The organism is Cupriavidus sp. MPR-AND1C, from assembly GCF_058809705.1.
The window spans coordinates 1-22,346 of sequence record NZ_JBXASU010000012.1 but is presented as its reverse complement, the minus strand read 5'-3'; the positions used below and the strand labels follow the sequence as shown (position 1 = coordinate 22,346).

19 protein-coding genes and 1 pseudogene are annotated in these 22,346 nt (G+C 68.4%); 5 read left to right on the top strand and 15 right to left on the bottom strand.

Annotation, left to right across the window (positions count from 1 at the left end; translation table 11 throughout):
- Positions 1 to 12 precede the first annotated feature (12 nt).
- The 5 genes from AC1RWI_RS09590 to AC1RWI_RS09570 are packed head-to-tail and all read right to left on the bottom strand — an operon-like array spanning position 13 to position 4,639.
- Entirely contained in the window at positions 13 to 1,122 is a 1,110-nt protein-coding gene (locus AC1RWI_RS09590; RefSeq protein WP_043355887.1) for an NAD(P)H-dependent flavin oxidoreductase, read from the bottom strand.
- Entirely contained in the window at positions 1,119 to 2,009 is an 891-nt protein-coding gene (locus AC1RWI_RS09585) for an enoyl-CoA hydratase (RefSeq protein WP_492865941.1), read from the bottom strand. The genes AC1RWI_RS09590 and AC1RWI_RS09585 overlap by 4 nt, the downstream gene beginning before the upstream one ends.
- Before the next feature lie 8 nt (positions 2,010 to 2,017).
- Positions 2,018 to 2,821: a CoA-transferase subunit beta gene (locus tag AC1RWI_RS09580; protein WP_043355889.1), complete on the bottom strand. Its 804-nt coding sequence runs from the start codon at positions 2,819 to 2,821 to the stop codon at positions 2,018 to 2,020.
- 26 nt (positions 2,822 to 2,847) lie between these two features.
- Positions 2,848 to 3,738, bottom strand: coding sequence for a CoA transferase subunit A (locus AC1RWI_RS09575; protein ID WP_492865939.1), 891 nt, complete (start codon positions 3,736 to 3,738; stop codon positions 2,848 to 2,850).
- A gap of 4 nt (positions 3,739 to 3,742) precedes the next feature.
- Positions 3,743 to 4,639 carry a VOC family protein gene (locus tag AC1RWI_RS09570; protein WP_043355891.1) on the bottom strand — a complete coding sequence of 299 codons (897 nt, stop codon included), beginning with the start codon at positions 4,637 to 4,639 and terminating at the stop codon, positions 3,743 to 3,745.
- A 417-nt stretch (positions 4,640 to 5,056) separates the two neighbouring features.
- On the opposite strand from AC1RWI_RS09570, the gene AC1RWI_RS09565 reads away from it, so the two are divergent.
- Together AC1RWI_RS09565 and AC1RWI_RS09560 are read left to right on the top strand one after the other, a co-directional pair.
- Positions 5,057 to 6,256 (top strand): helix-turn-helix transcriptional regulator, encoded by a 1,200-nt coding sequence (locus tag AC1RWI_RS09565; protein WP_043355892.1) that lies wholly within the window; start codon positions 5,057 to 5,059, stop codon positions 6,254 to 6,256.
- A gap of 202 nt (positions 6,257 to 6,458) precedes the next feature.
- On the top strand, positions 6,459 to 7,961 hold the full coding sequence (locus AC1RWI_RS09560; protein WP_492865937.1) for a DUF1254 domain-containing protein: 1,503 nt from the start codon (positions 6,459 to 6,461) through the stop codon (positions 7,959 to 7,961).
- A gap of 89 nt (positions 7,962 to 8,050) precedes the next feature.
- Here the strand turns inward: AC1RWI_RS09560 and AC1RWI_RS09555 are convergent.
- The 9 genes and pseudogenes from AC1RWI_RS09555 to AC1RWI_RS09515 all read right to left on the bottom strand — a co-directional run.
- Positions 8,051 to 8,188: pseudogene (locus AC1RWI_RS09555) on the bottom strand (IS66 family transposase); the annotation flags it as partial.
- Positions 8,189 to 8,280: 92 nt separating this feature from the next.
- The gene (locus tag AC1RWI_RS09550; RefSeq protein ID WP_492865935.1) at positions 8,281 to 9,921 is read right to left on the bottom strand and encodes a FadD3 family acyl-CoA ligase; all 1,641 of its coding nucleotides are present in this window, start codon (positions 9,919 to 9,921) and stop codon (positions 8,281 to 8,283) included.
- A gap of 1 nt (position 9,922) precedes the next feature.
- Positions 9,923 to 10,951 (bottom strand): 2Fe-2S iron-sulfur cluster-binding protein, encoded by a 1,029-nt coding sequence (locus AC1RWI_RS09545; RefSeq protein WP_492865933.1) that lies wholly within the window; start codon positions 10,949 to 10,951, stop codon positions 9,923 to 9,925.
- Positions 10,952 to 10,962: 11 nt separating this feature from the next.
- On the bottom strand, positions 10,963 to 11,730 hold the full coding sequence (locus AC1RWI_RS09540; RefSeq protein ID WP_043355897.1) for an SDR family oxidoreductase: 768 nt from the start codon (positions 11,728 to 11,730) through the stop codon (positions 10,963 to 10,965).
- Positions 11,714 to 13,504 (bottom strand): FAD-binding protein, encoded by a 1,791-nt coding sequence (locus AC1RWI_RS09535; RefSeq protein WP_492865931.1) that lies wholly within the window; start codon positions 13,502 to 13,504, stop codon positions 11,714 to 11,716. The genes AC1RWI_RS09540 and AC1RWI_RS09535 overlap by 17 nt, the downstream gene beginning before the upstream one ends.
- A 27-nt stretch (positions 13,505 to 13,531) precedes the next feature.
- Positions 13,532 to 14,050 carry a flavin reductase family protein gene (locus AC1RWI_RS09530; RefSeq protein WP_043358295.1) on the bottom strand — a complete coding sequence of 173 codons (519 nt, stop codon included), beginning with the start codon at positions 14,048 to 14,050 and terminating at the stop codon, positions 13,532 to 13,534.
- 58 nt (positions 14,051 to 14,108) lie between these two features.
- Positions 14,109 to 15,851, bottom strand: a complete 1,743-nt coding sequence (locus tag AC1RWI_RS09525) for an FAD-dependent oxidoreductase (RefSeq protein ID WP_492865929.1) — start codon at positions 15,849 to 15,851, stop codon at positions 14,109 to 14,111.
- A gap of 19 nt (positions 15,852 to 15,870) precedes the next feature.
- Positions 15,871 to 17,064 (bottom strand): acyl-CoA dehydrogenase family protein, encoded by a 1,194-nt coding sequence (locus AC1RWI_RS09520; protein WP_492866071.1) that lies wholly within the window; start codon positions 17,062 to 17,064, stop codon positions 15,871 to 15,873.
- Between the two features lie 121 nt (positions 17,065 to 17,185).
- The gene (locus AC1RWI_RS09515) at positions 17,186 to 18,337 is read right to left on the bottom strand and encodes an LLM class flavin-dependent oxidoreductase (protein ID WP_043355900.1); all 1,152 of its coding nucleotides are present in this window, start codon (positions 18,335 to 18,337) and stop codon (positions 17,186 to 17,188) included.
- 223 nt (positions 18,338 to 18,560) lie between these two features.
- On the opposite strand from AC1RWI_RS09515, the gene AC1RWI_RS09510 reads away from it, so the two are divergent.
- Positions 18,561 to 19,496 carry a 5'/3'-nucleotidase SurE gene (locus AC1RWI_RS09510; RefSeq protein ID WP_492865927.1) on the top strand — a complete coding sequence of 312 codons (936 nt, stop codon included), beginning with the start codon at positions 18,561 to 18,563 and terminating at the stop codon, positions 19,494 to 19,496.
- 14 nt (positions 19,497 to 19,510) lie between these two features.
- Entirely contained in the window at positions 19,511 to 19,870 is a 360-nt protein-coding gene (locus tag AC1RWI_RS09505; protein ID WP_492865925.1) for a VOC family protein, read from the top strand.
- 5 nt (positions 19,871 to 19,875) lie between these two features.
- Here the strand turns inward: AC1RWI_RS09505 and AC1RWI_RS09500 are convergent, their stop codons facing one another.
- Positions 19,876 to 21,063 carry a helix-turn-helix transcriptional regulator gene (locus AC1RWI_RS09500; protein WP_492865923.1) on the bottom strand — a complete coding sequence of 396 codons (1,188 nt, stop codon included), beginning with the start codon at positions 21,061 to 21,063 and terminating at the stop codon, positions 19,876 to 19,878.
- Between the two features lie 440 nt (positions 21,064 to 21,503).
- Here AC1RWI_RS09500 and AC1RWI_RS09495 point away from each other — a divergent pair, with 440 nt between their 5' ends.
- A complete protein-coding gene (locus AC1RWI_RS09495; RefSeq protein ID WP_492865921.1) occupies positions 21,504 to 22,313 on the top strand; it encodes an SDR family NAD(P)-dependent oxidoreductase in 810 nt (269 codons plus the stop codon).
- Positions 22,314 to 22,346 lie beyond the last annotated feature (33 nt).

Below are 22,346 nucleotides of genomic sequence, written 5' to 3'. Positions count from 1 at the left end.
GAACGTCTGCCTTCAATGGATGGCTTGGATGGGATTGCCGCGTTCCGGCCTGGCGCTGGATGGTCCCGTCAGCGCGCCCAGGCGCGCCTGGGCCTGCGCGGCAATGCGGGCAACGATCTGCTCGCAGGATTCGATGGCGCCAATGGCCGCCGCGGCCTGTCCGCTCGGCAGCACGCCTTCGTCGGGGTGGCCTTCGACCATGGCGCGCTGGATCAGCACGGGCGCGTTGGCCGCCATCAGCGTTTGCGCCGTGGTGTAGTCGTGCTGGCGCAGCGCGCGCCAAGCCACCGCCAGCATCTGCGCGAGCCCCATGCCGCTGTGCTGGCGCCACTGGCGGGCGGTAGCCAGCGCCATCAGCGTGCGGCGCAGCGCTCCGGCCTGCTCCAGCGCCAGCAGCAGGCGGTTGTCGATCATCCGTTGCGGCAGGCCGTCGATGGCAAGCGAGACGCGGATCTGCGCCGCATCCCGGACTGCCAGGTAGCGCTCCAGCGTTTGCGGCGGCACCGGCGACTCGCCGGACATCAGGAAGCGCGTGCCCATGGCGATGCCCGCCGCGCCGTAGGCCAGCGCCGCGGCCAGCCCGCGGCCGTCGAAGAAGCCGCCCGCGGCCACCACCGGCACCGCCACCTTGTCCAGCACCTGCGGCAGCAGCAGCGTGGTGGGCGTGCCGCCCGTATGCCCGCCGCCCTCCCCGCCCTGCACGGTCACCACGTCGGCGCCCAGCTCCACGGCCTTGGCGGCGTGCTTGGCCGCGCCCACGGTGGGCATGCACACCACGCCCGCGGCCTTGAGCCGGCCGATCATCGCGGCGTCCGGCCCGCGTCCGTAGCTGACCGCGCGCAGCCGGTGGCGGATGGCCATCTCGACCACCTCGTCGGCGTTGGGCTGGAACATATGGAAGTTGATGCCGAAGGGCTGGCTGGTGAGCGCCTTCACCCGCAGGATCTCTTGCTCGACTGCGCCCGGCTCGATGGTGGCGCCGGCCAGGAAGCCGAAGGCCCCGGCATTGCTGCTGGCGGCCACCAGGCGGGCATCGGCCACCCAGCCCATCGCGGTCTGCACGATCGGGTAGCGGCAACCCAGCAAGTCGCACAGCACGGTATGCAGGGGCGCGCCGCTCATGCCGCCTTCTCCTCGCCGGTGCGTTGCGAAGCCGCCATGGCGCGTGCGTCGAAGCCGCCCAGCTTGTCGCCGCTGACCAGCTCGTTGTGGGCATGGGCGAAGTGGTGCCAGGCAAAGGCCGCGTCCATGGCCGCGCGCTTGCCCTGCAGTTCCTCGACGTGATTGATGGCCTGCTTGGTGAGGCTCAAGCCCAGCCGCGGCATCTGCGCGATCTTGGCCGCCATGCCCTGCACGGTGGCATCCAGCGCCGCGCGCGGCACCACGCGGTTGACCATGCCCATCTGGTAGGCGCGCTGGGCATCCATGCGCTCGCCCATGAAGAGGAATTCCTTGGCGATGCGCGGATTGAGCTCGTAGGCGTGCGCGAAATACTCCACACCCGGAATGCCCATGCGCACCACCGGATCGGCAAAGAAGGCATCGTCCGACGCCACGATCAGGTCGCACACCCAGGCCAGCATCAGGCCGCCGGCAATGCAGGCGCCGTGCACCACGGCGATGGTCGGCTTGGGCAGGTCGCGCCAGCGCCGGCACATGCCGAGGTAGACCTCCTGCTCGCGGGTGTAAAGCATCTCGCCGCCCGGCTTGCCCACATGGTCGGGCCACAGCGAAACGCGCTCGAACGACTCGCCAATGTCGCGCCCCGGCGTGCCGATATCGTGCCCGGCCGAGAAGTGCTTGCCGGCGCCGCGCAGGATCACGACCTTGACCGCGTCGTCCGCCGCCGCGCGCCGGAACGCCTCGTCCAGCGCATAGGTCATCTTGGAGTTCTGCGCGTTGTGGTACTGCGGCCGGTTCATGGTGACGATGGCCACGCCGTCGGCCGCCTCAAAAAGCACCTCGGCGTTGGGGCCCAGCCCAAGGGATTCGTTAGCTTGCGATGACATGGTGTTCCTCACGCGGCGCGCACGGCCGGGTTCTCGCGCACGATGGCGGCGCGCAGGTTGTGCGGATCGAGCCGGCCGATGACGGCCAGCTCATCCGCGGTGGGCGCGGGGGTCTGCGGCAGTATTTCCCCGGACGGGTTGGCCAGTGCGAATCCGGTGGCCGCCCGCACCTGCTCCAGGCTCACGCCGGGATGCAGCGAGCGCACGCGGATGGCGTGATCGGGACCGGTGAAATCCATCACGCACAGGTCGGTCACGATCACCCGCAGGTCGACAAAGCTGCGCATGCCTTCGATCTGGCGCGCCGGGTTGTAGCCCACGCTGCACACCATATCGACCTCGCCGGCCACAAAGGCGCGCGGGCTGTGCGCCGGCACAAAGAAGGAGTTGGCATGGTGGATGCTGTTGCCGGGAAAGCCGCGTGCGCCGAGCAGTTGCTTCTTTGGCTGCGCATGGGTGCCGCCGAGCATGGAGATATTGGCCTGGCCGAAGCGGTCGATCTGGGTGGGCATCACCAGCGCATGGCGGCGCCCGCCCCACAGGCAGTCGAATACGCGCGCATAGCCCATCCAGCCGCTGGCGCGCACCTTGAAGCCCGGCTCGCGGCGCCCCAGCGGCACCGGCTCTTCCACCAGGTAGGCTTCGCCGTCGGTCAGCATCAGGCCAGGGTTGTGCAGCAACCGCGCCAGCCCGGCCGCGATGCGCGGGCCGGTGCCGATGCCGGTGGCCATGACCTCGCCGTCGTCGCGCCAGGCACGGGCCGCGGCGGCGATCATCAGTTCGGCGAGAGTGAATTGTTGAGTGGCGCTCACGATGGCTCCTTCTCCTTGTGACGGGTTCAAAGGACCGGCAACGGCAGGTCCAGCACGTGGCGCATGCCACCGATCTTGTCCAGGTAGCTGGCTTCGGTGCCGCCGATCACGTCCTTGCGGTAGGTGGCGAAGCCCGCCTCCTGCTCGGCGCTGGCGCAGTAGGCTTTCAGCTGCGGCAGGTCAAAGCCATAGGCAGGCCCGCAGGAAGTGGGATGCGCCCCGCCTGGCGTGTGCACCACGCCGCTGACAAGCGCGCGCTCGAAGGGGTTGTTGCGCGCCCGCGCGAGGTCTTCGTCCTCCAGGCGGTCGTGCAGGACCTCGCAGCTCACATAGCACTGGCCCGCCGCCCGCGCGAACCACTCGTCGAAAAAGGGATCGGGGCCATCGATACGGGTGTTGCCCAGCACATCGCTCTCGTTGACATGCAGCAACGCAGCGTCGAGCGGGATGGCCGGCATCGCCAGCAACACCTCGCCATCGGCGTAGGGCGAGCGCACGGTCCTGAGTGCGGGGTTGCAAGCCAGCACGTCGGTCCCGAGCCCGGCGCGCGTCGGCAGGAACGGCAGGCGCGCGGCGGCGGCGCGCAAGCCGAGCTGCAACATGCCCTCGTCGAGTTCCCAGACGTCGATTTCGCCGCGCTCGCGGGCCGCGCGGAAATGCGGCTCCAGCGGGATCACGTCGAGCGAGACGAAGCCGAACACCACCTTGCGCACCTTGCCGGCCGCGCACAGCATGCCGACTTCCGGGCCGCCGTAGGCCACCACGGTGAGATCCTTCAACGGCGAGCGCAGGATTTCCCGCACCAGCGCCATCGGCTTGCGGCGAGGGCCCCAGCCACCGATTCCGATGGTCATGCCATCAGCGAGGCGGCCGACCACTTCGGCCGCGGTCATGGTCTTGTCCAGTGTCTTGCGCATAGTCCTAGCGATATCCGATGCTGAAATCGTGACCCCACAGGCTGACCCGGGTGGCCTCAAAGGCGGCGTGCTGGCTCCAGTCGACCACCAGCCCACCGTAGCCGTACTCGAGGTCGAAGCCGCCGGGCGTCTTCATGTAGAAGGAAACAATGCGATCGTTGCAGTGCTGGCCCAGCGTGGCCGAGAGCGCCACGCCGTGCTGCTGCGCGCGGTCGAGCGCGCGGCCCACCTCCCCCATGTCCGGCACCTCGGCCATCACATGGACGCAGCCGCTGGGCGCGGGGGCCTCGAAGATGGCCAGGCTGTGGTGCCGCCCGTTGCCGCAATGCAGGAAGTGGATGCGCTTCTCCGGCTCCGCCGGATCAGTAGTGAAGCGCGCGCGGAAGATGTCCGACAGGCCGAAGCCCATCACATCACGCAGAAAGGCATAGGTTTCGTCAAAGGCCGGCGCCGGCAGCACGGAGTGCCCCGCACCCAGCGGATCGGTGACGAAGCACGACACGCCGATGGGCGAGACAAAGCGCAGGAAATCCGATCGCATGCCCCAGAAGATCTCGTGCCGGTTGCCGGAAGGATCGGCGAACCAGGCCACAGCCTGCGCGCGCCGCTGGATGCGCTCAGCCTCGCTGGCATGCGTGACTTCCACGTTGGCGGCACGCAACGTGGCAAGCGCGTGGTTGAAGGCCGCCTCGCCGGCCAGCTCCCAGCCCGATGCCAGGTAGCGGTCCTGCTTGCCGGGCACGATCAGGTAGCGGTAGTCGCGCTCGTCCATCTTGAGATAGAGCGCGCCATGGGGCGCATTGGTGCACGCCATGCCGAGCACTTGCTCGCCGTAGTGGCGCCAGCGCTCGGTGTCGGTGGACTCGACCACGATATAGCCGAGCGCTCGGATGTCCATCATGCTGCCTCCTCGCTGTTCCTGGATTTCATTTGCTGCCGCGTTGGGTGCGGCAGGTTGGTGAAGCCATTGTTCAGGGGAAGCGGGATGTGGGCATCGTCTGTTGGGACTAGCCAGGTGGGGTTGGTTGGGCTTTTGGCGGGTGGCGCGGTGGGGCGCGAAGGGGCGCGGCTTTAGCGCCTCTGGCTGCTGGCGCGGCTGAATTTCCTGGGAAGTCTTGTGAGCCGTCCCAGCCACTTGCGCAGAGACGAGAAGCGTGGCGGAGGCGGGCGCGCGACCTCGGAATGTAGTGGACGCCCCCTGTCTGCGCAGACGATGTGCCGAAGCGCCGGTCGCCCTTCGGGTGAACGCCAATGGTGCCCGCGCCGGAATTCATGGAACAATCCGGCTGGCAATTCTTCACCTGAAGACGAGAGGAATATGTCAATGGCGAAAACCGTGCATCGTATCGAGCCTTCGATCTATGCAACGGCGGGTTTTACGGTCCCGCAGTATGGCGAGCTGCTCGACGCCATCTATCGCGGACCGCTCGAGGAAGCACCGTGGTCGAGCGCGCTCGAGTCCGTGCGCGTCCTGCTCAATGCCCGCGCCGCAGCCCTGATGCTGCGACCGCCCACGTTCGACCGTCCCGGATCGATGTTCAACATGCCGCCGCGCGACACCTATGCGCGCAACCCGATCACGTACGACAGCCATTACCATGCGCTGGACCCGTTTGTCGACCTGCCGCCAGGCACCGTGACCACGGTGGACAAGTTCCTGGGCACCGAGGCATGGTGCCAGAGCGGCATCTACCGGCAACTGCTCAAGGGCATGGATATGCGCTATATCCTTGGCGCGGATATCCAGACCGACGACGGCGTGATGTGCCGCTTCCGCCTGTGCCGCAGCCACGACGCCGGGGATTTCTCGGAGAAGGACGAAGCCGTCTGCATTGCGCTGCTGCCTCACATCAAGCGCGCCGTCGACGTGTACTCCCGCATCGATGTGGCCGAGTCCGAACGTGGCCTCTACGAACACGCGGTCGACCGCATGCAGATCGGCATGGTCATGCTGGACGACCAGGGCATCGTGCTCAAGGCCAATGCGGCGGCGCGCACGGTTCTGAGCGAGGATGACGGTATCCGCCTGCGCGGCGGCAAGTTCGAGCTCGCAGACAGCCGGGCGCGCGGCCGCTTCCGTGAGCTGGTCCGGCGCTCGATCGATTCGATCCCGATCTCACACGATGACGGCGCCCCCGGGCCCATGGTGGAGGCGATGTCCCTGGCCCGCCCTTCGGGCAAGGGCAGGCTCGAGGTGTTGATCCGCGCGATACCCGTTAGGGAATGGTCGGAAGAGAACAAATGGTGTCCCGCTTGCGTGGTGGTCATCCGCGACCCCGCGTGCAGCTCCCGGACCTCCGTCGAGGTGTTGCGCCAGTTGTTTGATTTCACGCCGGCGGAGGCATCGCTGGCGCTGCTGATGGCCAACGGCTGTTCGCTGGAAGCCGCAGCCGAAGCGTTGAAGGTGAAGACCAATACCGTGCGCAGCCATTTGCGCTCCGTCTTCCAGAAAGCGGGCGTCACCCGGCAAGCCGAGCTGGTGCGCACGCTGCTCAACAGCGTCATGTCGCTCAGTTGAGCCACGCACGCGCCGTGGGCCGGCGCCACCCATATTTGGAGTAGATCCCAGCCATTCACCCGGACGATGCCGGCGCCCGGCATTGCGGGGACACTGACGTGCGTAGCGGCTACGGCGGGCCCTGGGCAGTCATGCCCGGCGGCGTCGTGCCGCGCTGCTGACCCGATGCCATCGGGCAGCCTTACCGACAAGGAGCACATCGATGAATGCCAACTGGTCGCGGCGCGCCTGCGCCGCCATCCTCGCCCTTGCTTGCCTGCAGGCCCACGCCCAGCCGACGCCGGCGCCCCTGGCCCCGGCGGGCATCGATGCGCGGCTTGCGCCTCATCAGATCGAAGCGCTGACCCGGCAGGCGTACTTCTGGGGCCTGCAGCAAGCCGGGTTCTACGAGTTGCGCTACGTCTTCACGCAGGCGGAGGCGATGCCCGCATATCGCGGCATCAACCGCCTGGCGCAGAACCGGAAGCTCTTCACCGCGAAAGAGCGTTTCGCGACCACGCCGAACGCCTCGACCCTGTATGCCGGTGGCTTCTTCGACCTGTCCCGCCAGCCGGTCGTGGTTACCTCGCCCAAGGTCGAAGATGGCCGCTACTGGAGCATCCAGGCGCTTGACCAGTACGCCGACTGGTTCTTTATGGTGGGTAGCCAGTTCACCGGCAACGCGCCGCAACGCTACCTGATCGTCGGGCCGAACTGGCACGGTACTTTGCCGCAGGGGTTTCGCGGCACCGAGGTCGTGCGAGCGCCGTCCGACGCGTTCGCGATCACGCTGCGCGTGGCGATCACCACGCGCGACGACGCCGACTTCGAATCCGCACATCGCCTGATGGACGGTGTGGCTGTCGAGCTCCTGGAGCGCTGGAAACGCAACGGCGGCAAACCGGTGCCGCTGGCCGAGGTCCCGAAGCAGGCCGCGAACTACCGCGCCTTTGCGCGCATGTCTCAGATTTCCGACATGGCCAACTCGATGACGGCCACCGATTACCTGCAGTTGGCCAGCCTCGTGATCAACGACGAATCCCTGACCCTGCGTAGCGACTCGGTGACCGAGCGCGATACCTTGCGCGCGCTGGGGCCGCTCGGCCTGCGCAAGGGCGTGAGATTCGATCCGGAAAGGCTCACACGCGCGCAGCGCAGCGCCGTGCAGAAGGGGTTCGACGCCGCACGTGCCGAGGCGCGCGCGGCGTTCAGCGCCGCGCAGGCCGACATGAACGGCTGGAAGCTGCAGAGCAGTCTCTTCAACAACGGCAACGACTTCAAGGCGAGGGCCGGGGCCGCGGACATTGCCTGGGGCAGCCCCGTGCCATACCAGTCGCACACCATTGCCTACGCCATGGCGGACGCACAGGGCAGGCCGCTCGACAGCGCCCGTCGCTACACGATGACGCTCGACATGAAGAACCTTCCTGCGGTCACCGAGTTCTGGGAGCTGCCGGTCTACGACGACAGCGGCTACTTTGTCGACAACCCGATCGACCGCTACAGCGTAACGAGCTACCAGGTCGCGGCCGGGCAGTTTGCGGTGAACGACGGCAAGCTCACCTTGTATTTCCAGCATGACAAGCCGTCTGACCCGGAACAGGCGCGAAACTGGCTACCGCTGCCCCCGCAAGGACCGTTCCGCGTCGCTGCGCGCTTCTATGGACCGACCGCGCCGCTGATCGACGGGTCTTACGCCATGCCGAAACTGGTACGAAGAGATTGAGGAGAGAACGTAACTATTCAGCCACCACGCGTCAGACAGGCGAAGGTACGTTGCCCGAAAATGCAAGGGTCGGCGCCTGGAAGAGCGCGGCCCTGTTTTCGCAGGGAGGCAAGATAGGAGCGAATGGTGCAGAACGCGCTCAGCCCGTGCGGGGTGAGCAAGCCGCCCGAGACCTTCCGTTTGAGTTTGGGCATGCGGATGTCGCGTTCGGCTTGGTTGAACCGAAATAAAGCGATCCTTGCAGGAGGCTGGCGTGGCCTCATTGGGAACGCCAGAGTTTCGTCGTACGGCCCTGGGTTCCAACAGATTCCTTGGCCCCTCACCCCTCCCGCAACCGATACTTAAGAATCTTGCCGGCCGCGCTGGTCGGCAGCGTCTGCACGAACACCACCTCGCGCGGCACCTTGTAGTTAGCCATATGCCGGCGCGCCCAGTCGATCAGTTCGTCTGCGCCAACCTTGCTGCCATGCCGCAGCACCACAAAAGCCTTCCCCGCCTCGCCCAGGCGCTCGTGCGGAACGCCCACCACCGCCACTTGCGCGATCGCCGGATGGGATACCAGCAGCTTCTCGATCTCGGCCGGATAGCAATTGAAGCCGCCGACGATAAACATGTCCTTGATGCGGTCGGTGATACGCAGGTTGCCGCGCACGTCCAGCGTACCGATATCGCCAGTGCGCAGCCAGCCACCCGCATCGATGGCTTCGGTAGTGGCCTCGGGTAGCTGGAAGTAACCGCGCATCACGTTGTAGCCGCGTACCGTCACCTCCCCCGGCTCGCCCGCCGGCACCGGCTGGCCGGCGCCATCCACGCAGCGCAGCTCGATCCCCGGCATGGCGCGGCCCGAGGTCAGCGCCACGATGTCGGCATCGTCTGCGGCACGGGTCAGGGTGGCGAAGCCGCACGACTCGGTCAGGCCATAGCCGGTGAAGATGTCGCGAAAGCCCAGCTCGCGGCGCATGCGCTGGATCAGCACGGGCGGGATCGCCGACGCGCCGGTCACCGCAACCCGCAGCGAGGACAGGTCGAACTCGCGCAGGCGCGGATGGTTCAGCAGTGTCTGGTAGAGCGTGGGCGGCCCGGGCAGCACCGTGATGCGCTCGTTCTCGATGCGGGTCATCACGGCCTCGGCATCGAACACCAGGTGCGGCAGGATGGTGGCGCCGCTGGCCAGCGCGGCCAGCCACCCGGCCTTGTAGCCGAAGGTGTGGAAGAAGGGATTGACGATCAGGTAGCGGTCGCTGGCTTCCACGCCGGTGATCGAGGCCCAGCCGTGGATGGCCTGCAGGTTCTGCGCATGCGCGGTCATCACGCCCTTGGGGCGCCCGGTGGTGCCGGAGGTGAACATGATGTCCATCAGGGTGTCGCCGGACACGGCACTCTCGCAGGCACGGAATGCGGCCTCGCCGGTGCGCGGCGCCAGTGCCAGGAAGTCCGCCCAGGCAAGCTCGTCCGGCGCCATCTGCCGCCCTGCGCGCCCGCGCAGCATCACGATCCGCTCCAGCGTGCCGGGCCGGTGCGGCGCCAGCATTTCCGGATAGCTCTCGCCGAGGAAATCGTCGATGCAGAACAGCACCCGCGCGCCGCTGTCGGCCAGGATCGCGCCGGCTTCCATGCCCTTCATGCGGGTATTGATGGGCACCAGCGCCGCCCCAATGCTGTGCGCGGCCAGGGCGGCGGCGATCCATTCCGACAGGTTTGGCGCCCAGACGGCGACCCGGTCGCCAGGCACCACGCCCAGCGCGAGCAGCGCCCGCCCCGCCTGCGCACGCAGCGTGTCGAGCTCCGTGAAGCTGAGCCGCAGCCCGTCCTCCTGGATGGCGATGCGCTCGCCGTGGCGCGCGGCGGCTGTGCGTACCAGTTCCGGGATGGTGGCCGGGATGGTGGCGGGGATGGCCTCCCCCGCGCCGGCGGCGCCGGCCAACCTCGGTTCGGTTTCGATGGTGTCGGTTGTCATCATGTCAGTCTGGAAATTTCAGGTGCAGTTCGCTGCCGGCCGCGCGGGCCTGGCAGGCCAGGGTCCAGCCAGCCTCACGGTCGGCGGCGTCGAGCACGTGGTTCTCCCCCAGCGTCGCCTCACCGTGCGTCACCTGGCACATGCAGGCGCCGCAAAGGCCGGAACGGCAGGAGTTCGGCGCCGCCACGCCGGCCCGCAGCATGGCGTCGAGCACGGTTTCGCCGGCGCGCGCGTCGAGCCGGTGGCGTACGCCGTCGAGCTCCACTTCCAGTGCGGCGGGCGCGCAAGCTGCCGGCGTTTGTTCTTTGGCCGGCACCGCGGCCGGCGGCGGCGCGCCGAAGCGCTCCACGTGAATCCGCTCGCGTGCCACGCCAAGCGTCTGCAATGCGGCCTGGGCACCGTCCATAAAGGGTCCCGGCCCGCAGATAAAGCAATCGGCGTGGCCCCACGGCGCGGCCAGCGCTTCAAGCTGGGCCTGCGAGGGCGGCCCCTGCACGCTGTCCAGCCAGTGGATCACGCGCAGCCTGTCCGCGTGGCGCGCAGCCAGCTCGCACAGCGCATCGCGGAAGATCACGCTGCGCTCGTCGCGGTTGGCGTAGATCAGCGTGACGTTGCCGCCGCCATGGCGCAGCGCGGCCTTGGCGATCGACAGCACCGGCGTGATGCCGCTGCCGCCGGCAAACAGCAGCAGGTCGCCATCCAGGCTGCGCGGCGTGAAGACGCCGGCGGGCGGCATCACCTCGACCGTGTCGCCGGCGCCGAGCCGGTCGCAGATCCAGTTGGATACGCGCCCGCCGCGCACGCGCTTGATGGTCACCCGCAGCGCGCTGTCGACCTGGGGGCTGCTGGACAGCGAGTAGCAGCGCTGCTGCGCGGCGCCCTCCAGCGGCACCTTGAGCGTCAGGAACTGGCCCGGCCGGTAGGCGAACGTATCGCGCAGTCCGTCGGGCAGCTCGAACACCAGCGAGCTTGCCTCGTCGGTTTCGGCCACCACCTGGGCGATGCGCAGCGGGTGGAATTGCGCTTGCACCATGATGTCCGCGATCAGGCTACGCCCATGATGGTCTGCGCATTGTCGATGCGCAGCTCGGCGCCGTTGACAAAGCGCGACTCATCGGAGGCCAGGAACAGCACCAGGTTTGCCACGTCGCCGGGCAGGCACATGCGCTGCATCGGATCGCCGCCCTGCTGCTCATGGGTGGCCGGGGCGTCGGCCGCGCCTTGCATCAGCGCGGCCGTCATCGGCGTCAGGATGCCATCCGGGTGGACGGAATTGCAGCGGATCTTGTAGCCGCGCTGCTTGCAGTAGGCTGCCACGCTGCGGGTGAGCGCAGCCACCGCGCCCTTGCTGGCGCTATAGGCACAGAACACACCCATGCCGCCCAGCGCCGCCACCGAAGACATATTCACGATGACCCCACCGCTCGCCTTCATCGCACCCACGCCGTACTTGCAGCCCAGGAAATAGCCATCGGCATTGATGCGCATGACGCGCTGCCATTGCTCCAGCGTGGTGTCCTCCACCGAGCCCAGCGCCAGCACCGCGGCGTTGTTGACCAGCACGCCCGGCGTGCCGAAACGGTCCTGGGTGCGCTGCATGACCTGCTGCCAGCCGGCTTCGCTGGCGATATCGTGGGGCACGAAGATGGCGGTGTCGCCGATCTCGCGCGCCACGGCGTGGCCGGCCTCCTCGTTCAGGTCGGTCAGCACCACGCGCGCGCCCTCGCGCGCCAGCAGCAAGGCATCTTCCTTGCCGACGCCGCTGGCGGCGCCGGTGACGATGGCGATCTTTCCTTCAACCCGGTTGCTCATGGCTTGTCTCCTTGGTGTGTTCGATGGTGTGGGTGTGTTCGTCGGTGTCTTCAATGCGGCCCGCCTGGTCCGCCAGGGCAACGAGATGGCGCCCGGCATTGCGCCCCGACCAGATGCAGTCGGCCAGCGAAAGGCCGCTCACGTAGTGATTCGATGCGATGCCGACCGCGGTGCGGCCGACCGCGTACAGGCCCGGGATCGCCGCTGCCTGCCCGCCGGCGCCTTGCGCCAGCACCTGGCCACACGCCTCGTCCACGCGCAGGCCGCCAAGGGTGATGGCGGGACAGGGAAAGGTGCGGCTGTGCGCGCTGATGTCGATGGCCAGATAGGGCCCGTGCTCCAGCGATGCGCACATCGCCGCGGATTTCCCCACGGGGTCGGGCCGCTCGCCGCGCGCCGCCGCGTTATACGCAGCCAGCGTCGCCAGCAAGGCCGCGCTCGGCATGCCCAGCTTGTCGGCCAGCGATTCGATACCCGGGGCACGCGTGGCGCCAAACAGCATCAGCATGATGGCGGGCACGCGCTGAAAGGCCCAAAGGCGTCCGCTCACGCAATCGCGCAGGGCCGCGCGCGCCAGCCCGGCGTTCAGGATCAGCCAGGCGCGGCCACCGTGCTCCTCGCAGATGGCGTGGCCCAGGCGCGCGCCGTAGACTTCTTCGTTGCCGATGCGCGCGCCTTGCGCGTTGACCACGCAGCCGCGCGCCCAGTCGAACGGCGGATTGATGAAGCGCCACGCGGAAACACGCTCCAGGTAGCGCGCCGCCGCCCCGACGGACAGGCCGAGGCGGATCCCGCTGCCATCGCAGCCGGTGGTGCCCAAGCGCCAGTTGCGGCGGTACTTGGGGGCATGCGCGGCCACCATGGCCGGGTTGAAGATAAAGCCGCCGGTGGCCAGCACCACGGCACCGGCACGCACTGCATAGGGCTGGGCGAATTTCGCTTCCAGTTGCGTCACGCGCCGGCGCAAGACATCGGCCAGCGCCGGGGAGAGATTGTGCAGGCGCTCGGCCCAGCGCGCCAGGCGGGCATGCCGGCGTTGCTGGCGGCCCGGCGGCAGGCGCCGCAGTTCCACGCCGATGACCGCGCCCTGGCCATCGACGATCAGGCGGCGCGCCGCGGCGTGGCGCATCACCTCCACCCCGGCCTGCGCCTGCACCGCGCGCCGCAGCACGCCGTACAGCACGTGGCCGGACATGCCATTGCCCTTGCAGCGATGGCCGCGCGGCGCCGGCTCGGCATGGCGCGCGTAGTCCGCCACGGCCTCGTTGCCCGAGTAGTAGAGGTAATAGTCCTGCGCGGGATACGAGGTCTTGCGGGGCGGCACAGTGGCGGCAAAGCGCGCGCCCAGTTGCTCCAGCCAGGCAATCATGCCCGCGCTGCGCTCGCAGAAGGCCTGCAGCGTGGCATCGCCCACGGCGTCGCCAACCTCCTGGCGCAGGTAAGCCGCCATGGCCTCGGGCGTGTCATGGTAGCCGGCAGCCAACTGGTATGGCGTGCCACCGCCGGCATACACCACGCCGCCGCTCCTGGCGCTGGCGCCGCCGCCTTCGAAGCGCTCGGCCACGACCACGCCGAGCCCGCCCCGTGCGGCTTCGAGCGCCGCGCAGGCGCCCGCCGCGCCGAAACCGATCACCGCCACGTCGCAGCAGGCATCCCAGCCGTAGGCGAGCGGGTCGGCGACGACCAGCGGCGGCGATACCGCGTTGACCCCGCCTGAGGTCGGATCAGAAGCGGGATCAGAAGCGGCATCGGGAACGACGGCGGTGGCGGTCATGGCGCGGGCTCCGGCATCTGGTTCACCTCACGCTGCCCGCAGGCTGGCGAGCGGCGCCGAGGTGGAGTAAGCGCCGTCCACATAGACCAGCGGCGCCACCTCGCCGGCCAGCCGGACCTCGCGCAGGCGGCCGATGAAGACGGCGTGGGTGCCGTAGTCGAAACGGCCGTCCTGCTCGCAGATCAGGTTTGCCTGGGCATCGCGCAGGAAAGGCACGCCCAGCAGGTCGGCCTCCCACTGGCCCGTGGTAAAGCGCTCCTCGCCCTTGAGGCGGCCGCTGCAATCGACTGCGATGTCGCGATGATCGGCGGCCAGCAGGTTGACGCAGAAGTCCACTCCGGCATTGAGCGCCGGGTAGATCGAGGCATTGCGGTGGATGCAGATCAGCAGCGAAGGCGGATCGGCGGACAGCGAATCGACCGCCGTGACCGACATCGAGTAGCGGCGCTCGCCCTCGCGGCAACTCACCACCGCTACCGAGCGCGCCATGCGGCGCATTGCCATCAGCATATCGTCGCGCAGCGACGGGGAAATAGTCTGGTTCATCATGCCTCCTGCTTGTATGCCGCGCGGCGCGGTAGCCGCATCGCGCTGCGTCATGGTGTTATTCCGCCTGGCCCTGCCCGGTTGCCCCGCCCGCCAGCACATCGGCGGCGATCAGGCCAAAGGTCATGGCCGGCCCGATGGTGGAGCCAGCGCCCGGATAGCTGGCGCCCATCATCGAGGCGCTGGTATTGCCGATGGCGAACAACCCGTCGATGGGCGAGCCATCCTCGCGCAGCACGCGGGCGCTGGCGTCGGTCGCCAGCCCGCCCTTGGTGCCGATATCGCCCGCGTCGATGCGCACCGCGTAGAACGGCGGGCGCCCGATCGGCGCCAGGCACGGGTTGGGGCGGACCTGGGTGTCGCCGTAGTAGGTATCGAAAACGTTGTCGCCCTTGCCAAAGTCCTCGTCCACCCCGCGCGCTGCGAAGCCGTTCATGCGGTTGACGGTATGCGCCAGGGCAGCGGGGGCGATGCCGACGCGCCGGGCGAGCGCATCGAGCGATTCGGCGCGCACCAGGATGTCCGCGAAGGGCGCGGGGATGCGGTGGTCCGGCATGATCGATCCGGGCAGGATCGGCCCGCAGGGATACTTGCGCCGGAAGGTGGCATCGAACACCAGCCACGCCGGCACGCTGCAGCCCGTCTGCTCGTGGTCGCGGTACATCGCGGGCACGAACTCGGAATACGGCGCGGCCTCGTTGACGAAACGCCTGCCGCGCCCGTTGACGACGATGCAGCCGGGCAACGCGCGCTCGACAAAGATCGCGCGCTGCTTTTCCTCGCCGTTGACCTTCACCGTTGGCGCGCCCCAGACATGCGACATCAGCTCCAGCGCCGCGCCCGCGCGCTGCGCGGCCTGGATGCCGTCGCCGGTGTTGTGGGGCGGCGTGGCGCTCCACTCGGCCCGGCTGGGGTGCGGCAGGTATTGCTCGCGCATGGCCTGGTTGCGCTCGAAACCGCCCGCGGCCAGGATCACCCCGCGCCGGGCTTCGATGCGCACGGGTACGCCATCGCGCCGCGCCTGCACGCCGGTGACGCGCGCCGCGCCGCCGTGCTCCTCCACCAGCAGGTCTTCCAGCGCGGTATCGAGCCACAGCGGGATGCCGCGCGTCATCATGGCGTGGCGCAAGCCGCCCACCAGGCTGTTGCCCAGCGTAAGCCGACGGTCGCGCGCGGTGCGCCGGCGCCAGCCCAGATCCAGCCAGTAGCGCCCGAACTGCCGGGCCGCCACGCCCAGCCAGCCCCGGCTTTTGCTCAGCATGGCGTGGGCCTCGGCGGAGGTCACCGCCACCCGGCCCGCCACCAGCGTCCCGGGCGAAGGCGGGCGCAGCCGCTCGAACTCCGCGCCCAGCAGCGCGCCATCGAACGGCATCGGATCCAGCGACCGGTATCCCGGCAACGCGCCCGGCAAGCGCTGGAAGTAATCGGCGTAGCGCGGCAGCGAGTAGTAGCGCACCCCCGTGCGCTGCTCCAGGTAGCCAAGCATGCGCGGACCATGTTCCAGGTAGGCGCGCAGCTTGGCGGGCGTGGAGCGGCCTTCGGTGCACGCTTCGAGATAGGCGAGCGCGGCGTCGTAGCTGTCGCTGCCTCCCGCTTCTTCGATATGGTGATTGAGCGGAATCCAGATCCCGCCGCCGGATACCGCGGAGGTGCCGCCGTACTGGCCGCTCTTTTCCACCACCACCACGGACAGGCCGCGATCCGCCGCGCGGCAGGCTGCCAGCATGCCGCCCGCCCCGGAGCCAACCACCACCACATCAAACACGGCGGTGCCGCCTGCCTGCCCTGTTTCCTGATTCATGATCCGCTCCACGCCGGCCTCAGATAAAGAAATCGGTGTTGGTGCGGCCCATCATCACGCCGCCCAGGTTCTGGCCGAACCGATCCAGGTTGTTGGCGTAGTGGGCGCGCGCCGCGTGCAGGTCAAGGAAGCGGCGCACCAGCGGATTGGTGACGTAGATGCCATTGCCGCCGGCGTAGCGCAGCAGGCTGCTGGCGAGCTGCGCGCAGCGCTCGGCCACCTGCGACGACTGGTAGCGAAAATGCAGGCGGCGCGCGGTATCGAGCTGCTCGCCGCGCTGCGCCGTTGCCATCAGCTCGTCGAAATTGCGGCGCAGGATGGTGCGCATCTCGTCGATGCCGGCCGCGGCGTTGGCGCAGGCGAGTTGCGCGCCGCCGTCCTCGGCCGTCCTGCCGCCGCTGTTGGCGCTGACGCGGCCATCGGCATAGGCAACGAAATCGTCGAGCCCGCCTTCCAGCGCGCCGATGCAGGCCGTGCAGACGGCACGCACGAAGATCTGGGCGAACGGCAACTGGTACAGCGCCGCCTTGTTGAGCGACAGGCCGGGACTGGTGCCCATGGCGCCGTCGATGGCGCTGTGGGTGCGGTAGGCCGGCACGAACACGTCGTCCACCACGATGTCGTGGCTGCCGGTGGCACGCAGGCCCAGCACATCCCAGTTGCGCACGATGGTGTAGTCGCCGCGCGGCAGCAAGAAGGTGCGGTACTCGGGCGCAGCGCCAGGCTGCTGCGGCGGCACCAGCCCGCCGAGGAAGATCCAGTCGCACAGCTCGCTGCCGCTGGAGAACTTCCAGTGCCCGGAGAAGCGGAAGCCGCCGTCCACCGGCACCACCTTGCCCACCGGCATATAAGTCGAGGCGATCAGGGTAGACGCGTCCGTGCCCCAGACGTCCTGCTGCGCGCGGCCGTCGAACAAGGCGAGCTGCCAGTTGTGCACGCCCACCACGCCATAGACCCAGGCGGTGGACATGCAACCCTTGGCCAGGGCCATCTGAATCTCGAAGAAGGTCTGCGGGTCCAGCTCATGGCCGCCGTAGCGGCGCGGCTGCAGGACCTTGAAGAAGCCCGCGGCCTGCATGTCGGCCACGGTGTCGGCCGGGATGCGCGCTTGCGCCTCGGCCTGGCCCGCGCGCTGCGCCAGCACCGGGATCATTTCGTGCGCGCGGCCGATCAGTTCGGCTGCCAGTCCTTCGGGGTAGTTGTCTCGATGCACCGCCATCTCCTCTTGCCGGCCGCCGGGCCGGTCTTGTCGTGCCTTCATGCTGCCATCGCCGCCGCCCCGCGCCATCGTCCGAGGGGACTAGTCGCGCGGCAGCGATGGGCCGGTGGCTCGCTCAGGCGAGCGCGCGCAGCTTGCGGCCCTGGGCGCGGAAGTGCGGGATCACGTGTTCGCCGATATTGCGGATGGTTTCAAGCTGGGCCCATTGCGGCACCGTGCCCATCTGGCAGATGAACAGGATCTCGTCGGCGCCGGCATCGATCAGGCGCTGCACATAGCCGATGCAGTCCTCCACCGTGCCGTAGGCATGGTTGGGGTTGAGCATCATCATCGACGGATCGCTGAAGTCCACCGTGACCTTCTCCGAGGCGAAGCTGGTCTTGATCACGGCCTTGCCCTGGGCGTCCTCCTCCGTGACGTTCTCCGCGTCCCATGCATCGGGATTGGGGCGCTCGCCGCCGGAGTACCAGTACGCCAGCGACTCCATGAAATAGCGCTGCCCCTTGATGCCGATCTTGCGCGCGGCCTTGCCGTCTTCCAGCACGATGGTCGGACACAGCGCGGCAAGATGCTGGTGAGGACGCAAGCCAACCTGGTCCCCCGCCTGGCGCGTCTCGTATGCCTTGCGATAGATGGCGTTCTTCTTCGCCACGTCTTCCGGGCCACCAAAGCCAAGCACCAGCGCGCCCATGCCGCGCGCGCCGGCGCGCTGCAGCGTGTCGGCGTTGGTGCATGCCAGGTACATCAGCGGATGCGGGTCCTGGCGCGGCTTGGGATGGATGGGGCGGCGCGGGATCTTGATGTACTCGCCGTCGTGCTCGATCTCGTCCTGGGTCAGGATCTTCGGAATCAGGTACATCGACTCATCGATCATGGGGTGCAGGGTATTGAGGTCGTAGCCGAAGGTGCCCGCTTCCTGCTGCGTGCCGCCCTTGCCCACGCCGAGGTGCACGCGCCCGCCGGAGAGGATGTCGAGCGTGGCCACGCGCTCGGCCACCTTGACCGGATGGTTCATCGCCGGCGGCAGGCAGACCACGCCGTGGCCGATGCCGATGCGGCGCGTGCGTCCGGCCACGAAGGCCAGGAACGTCTCCGGCGCGCTCATGTGTGCGTAGTTGGTCAGCGCCGTGTGCTCCACCGCCCAGACGACATCGAAACCCATGTCCTCGGCGAGCTCCACCTGCTCCATGATTTCGTCGAACACCTTGTGGTCGCCGGCGCGCGACGCGTCGACAGTCTGTGCTTCGTAGATCAGCGAAAATCGCATTGCGGTCCCCTTCCTTTGCATTTGGTTTCCAGGCCATCGGCCGGCAGCACCGCCGCGTTGTCGTGGCGGGCGGCGCCATCGCCGGCACCGTTATTGCTGGCCTGCGTGAGCGCAGTGTGAGCGGCCGGGGGGAGCGCGGCATCGTCTGATTGGATTATGCGCAGCGGCACCATATCCCTATCATGTGCAGGACCACTCACCACCTCCACACGGATACGCCCTCATGAACATGCCTACGCTTCGCCGCACGCTGCTGCTGGCCGCCCTGCTGACCGGCGCCGCCGCGCCCGCCCATGCGCTCGACATCCTGTTGTCCAATGACGACGGCTATCAATCGACCAATATCCGCGCCCTGTACGCCAGGCTGAAGCAGGATGGACACCACGTGGTGATGGCCGCGCCGAAGCGCAACTTCAGCGGCGCCTCGGCCTCGTTCGAGTACTTCAAGCCGGTCGACGTACGCCGCGACGCGCAGGACCCGAACGTGCATATCGTCGACAGCACGCCGGCAGTGGCGACCATGTATGGCCTGGACCGGGTGTTCCGGGACAAGGCGCCCGACCTCGTCATCTCCGGGCCGAACATCGGCTGGAACACGGGCTATCTCGTCAACCTGTCCGGCACCATCGGCGTGCTGGAAATAGCGCTGCGCCGCGGCGTGCCGGCCATAGCGGTGAGCGCCGACCACAGCGAGGACGCGCCGGCCAGGGTAGCGGGCATCGTGTCCGCGCTGGTGACGCAATTGCAGGCGAGCGGCAAGAGCCCGGGCGAGGCGCTGCTGCCGCCGGGCGTGGGGCTGAACGTGAACCTGCCGCGCACCAACGCCATCCGGGGCGTCATGCAAACGGTCAATGGCGACTACTCGCCCTACCACATGGTCTTCGTCGACGATATGGCGCCGCACGCGCTGCCAGGCACGACGCTGCCGGCGCGCCCGGGAGTGGTGCTGGGAGACGCCAGGACCCAGTACGATGGCGGCGCCGCCCGCTCCGAGGGACGCGAGGTGGAGCGCGGCAATATCACCGTCAGCGTGATCGGCGCCCGCCTCGACGCACCGCCCGCGCAGGGCGAGGCGGTCTACCAGCGGCTGGGCGGATTCGTGGCGGCCTGTGAGGACGCCAGCGGCGCCATGTGCCGCCAGGCGGCGGCAGCCCGCTGACAAGGAGCGCCAACATGCAATCGAACCTCTTGCTTTACCCGGTGGACGATATCGACGCCGCCCTACCGTTCTTCGAGCAGGGCCTGGGCCTGGCGGTGAAGTTTCGCGATGCCGGGCGCTATTGTGCGCTGGATGCCGGCCCCATCACGATAGCGCTGGTGGCCGGCGAGGAGCGGCTTGTCTCCCAGCCCGCGCTGGCATTCCGGCTGGAAGCCGGCGAGGATATCGCCGCGGCGATCGCGCACCTGCTGGCGCGCGGCGCGCGGATCGCGCAGCCGCTTGCCAGCGGCCCGCACGAGCTGCGCGCGGTGCTGGCCACGCCGCAGGGGTTCCCGCTGGTGGTCAGCGCCAAGCCCGCCAGGCCGGCGGGCTAGCGCGCTTAGCCGAGCGCCACCACGCTGCTGAGCAACATGCGCACCAGCGTGGCCTGCCGGGTCACGCCGGTCTTGGAGAAGATGGCGCGCAGGTGGGCACGCGCGGTGTTCTTGCTGATGCCGAGCTCCTCGGCCGCTTCTTCCAGCGCGAGGCCGTTGGCCAGTTGCAGCGCGAGCTGGGTTTCCGCCGGCGTGAAATCGAACAGCTTGCGCACCACCTCGTGCGAGGCCTGCGACTTGCGCTCCGGGTCGCGGATGAAAATCACGCACGAAGGCTGGCGCTTGTTGTCTTCCGACCACTCGCTCAGCGGAATCGTGCGGATCAGCACGCCCAGCTTCGCGTTGCCCGAAGGCCGCGTGATCGACATCGCCTCCATCACCGCTGGCGCGTTGCCGATATGGCCCATGATGGCCTGGCGCAGCAGGCGCTGGAACTGGCGGTTCTCCTGCGCGTACTCGACATCCAGCGAGCCCCTGGCGATACGGATGCCGTCCTTGTCGGCAAGGATCTCGTCCGCGGCCGAATTGGTCCGCATGATGGCGCCGGTCTCGTCGAGTATCGCCATGCCGACCAGCATGCGGTCGATGGCGCTGGCGTACAGCGTGCGCTCCGACTCCACCACATCCATGCGCGAGTGCAGATCGACCGCGCGCCGCAGGTGCGGCAGCAGCATCGCGCAAATGGTCTTGTCCGCCTCGGAGAAGTCCGGCGCGTCGGCGTTGCGGCACACGCGAAAGCGGCATTCCACGCCGTCGTCGGTGCGGATATCCGCGCCCAGCAGATAGCGGATGCCGAGCGGCTTCAGGAACTGCTGATACAGGTCGCTGTTGCACCACACGCCCGTGCCAAGCTGCTCGTCGATCGTCACCACGCGGTCGGCGGGCAAGCCAACGAAGGGGTCGAGCGCGTAGTAGTAGTTGTTGTACATGGCCTCGCCGGGCAAGGTGGTGCCGCCCTGTTCGCTGGCATTCACCATCAGGCCGGGCCGGTCGCTGGCCGGCGAGCGCAGGATCAGCGTGACGTAGTTCGCACGCAGGTGGGTGCGGATGAGTTCCAGCGCCTTGCTCCAGGGCACCTGCTCCATGGGCCCCTGGTAGACCTTGCCAAGCAGCGTACTGAAATCCGCCAACGAGAGCGACACCGGCGCATCGCAATGCGCCGGTTCCTGGCTGTGGCTTGCCTCCATCAACATACCTCTTTGTCTCCTGTTATTCACGCCTGGCTCTGCGGCCGGCGTTCGCCATGACAGGGGCACTGCGGCCCCCCGGCGGTTCCCGATTATATGGATCGCCACTGTGCCGGCGGCAGTATTGCGCGTCATGGTTTGCACTGATTTTGCGCTGATCCGCGCGCCCTGTGATGCCGCCGTCGCTTCATGCCGCACGGCGTTGCCGGCGCTTGTTTCCGCACCCGCGTCACCGCTTGCGGATAGGCCAGACCTTACGCTCCTGCCGCGCGCTCACATACCGCAAACGGACTAGGCAACTCCCCTCTCAGGGCAATCCCTGAGCCTGGCGGAGCGACTGGCTCCTCACTCAAACAGACGATGCGCGGGCCGGGCCCGGCCGATAGAAATGGGAGGACGCAATCCTGCGCGCCATCCATTTCAACCCCTTCGAGAGGAGCACCGCCATGGCGGCAAACGAGACCGGAAAGACTGCAGTGATCACAGGCGCCGGCGGCGGCATCGGCCGGGCCCTGGCCCAAGCGCTCGCCGCGCAGGGTGTGGCGCTGGTGCTGGCGGACAAGGATGCCGACGCGCTGCTGCGCGTGCACGGCGAACTGGCGCACCACCCGCAAACGATAGCCATGCTGCCAACCGATGTGGCGCAAGCTGCCCAGGTCGAGCAGCTCTGCGCGCGCAGCTTCGAACTGCTGGGCCGGGTCGACCTGCTCTTCAACAATGCCGGCGTGCTGGCGACCGGCGCCTGCTGGGAGCTGGATGCCGCCGTGTTCGAACGCGTACTGAATGTCAACCTGTGGAGCGTCATCCACAGCTTGCGCGTCTTCGTGCCTCGCATGGCGGCGCAAGGCAGCGGGCACATCGTCAACATCGCCTCCATGGCAGGCCTAGCCGTGGGCCCCTGGCTTGCGCCCTATACCGTGTCCAAGCAGGGCGTGGTGGCGCTGAGCGAAGGGCTGGCGATGGAGCTGCAGGCGGCGGGCTTGCCGCTCAAGGTGTCGGTGGCATGCCCAGGCCCGGTGGCCACCGGCATTGCGCTCGACCTGCCAGCCGGCGCGCAAAGCGGCGTCGGCGGCATGAACCAGGCGCTACGGGCGAGCATCGCGCAGGGCATGCCGGCGGCAACCATGGCCAGGCACATCCTCGACGGCGTGTGCGCAGGAGATTTCTGGATCCTGCCGCACGCTGAAGCGGCCGCCGCCGCGCAAGCGCGCGCGAACGGCATCGCCAGCGGCAAGGCGCCTGCCTTCGCCGTCTGAAACGCGCCTGCCTGGCCCGCACCCCTGCACCCC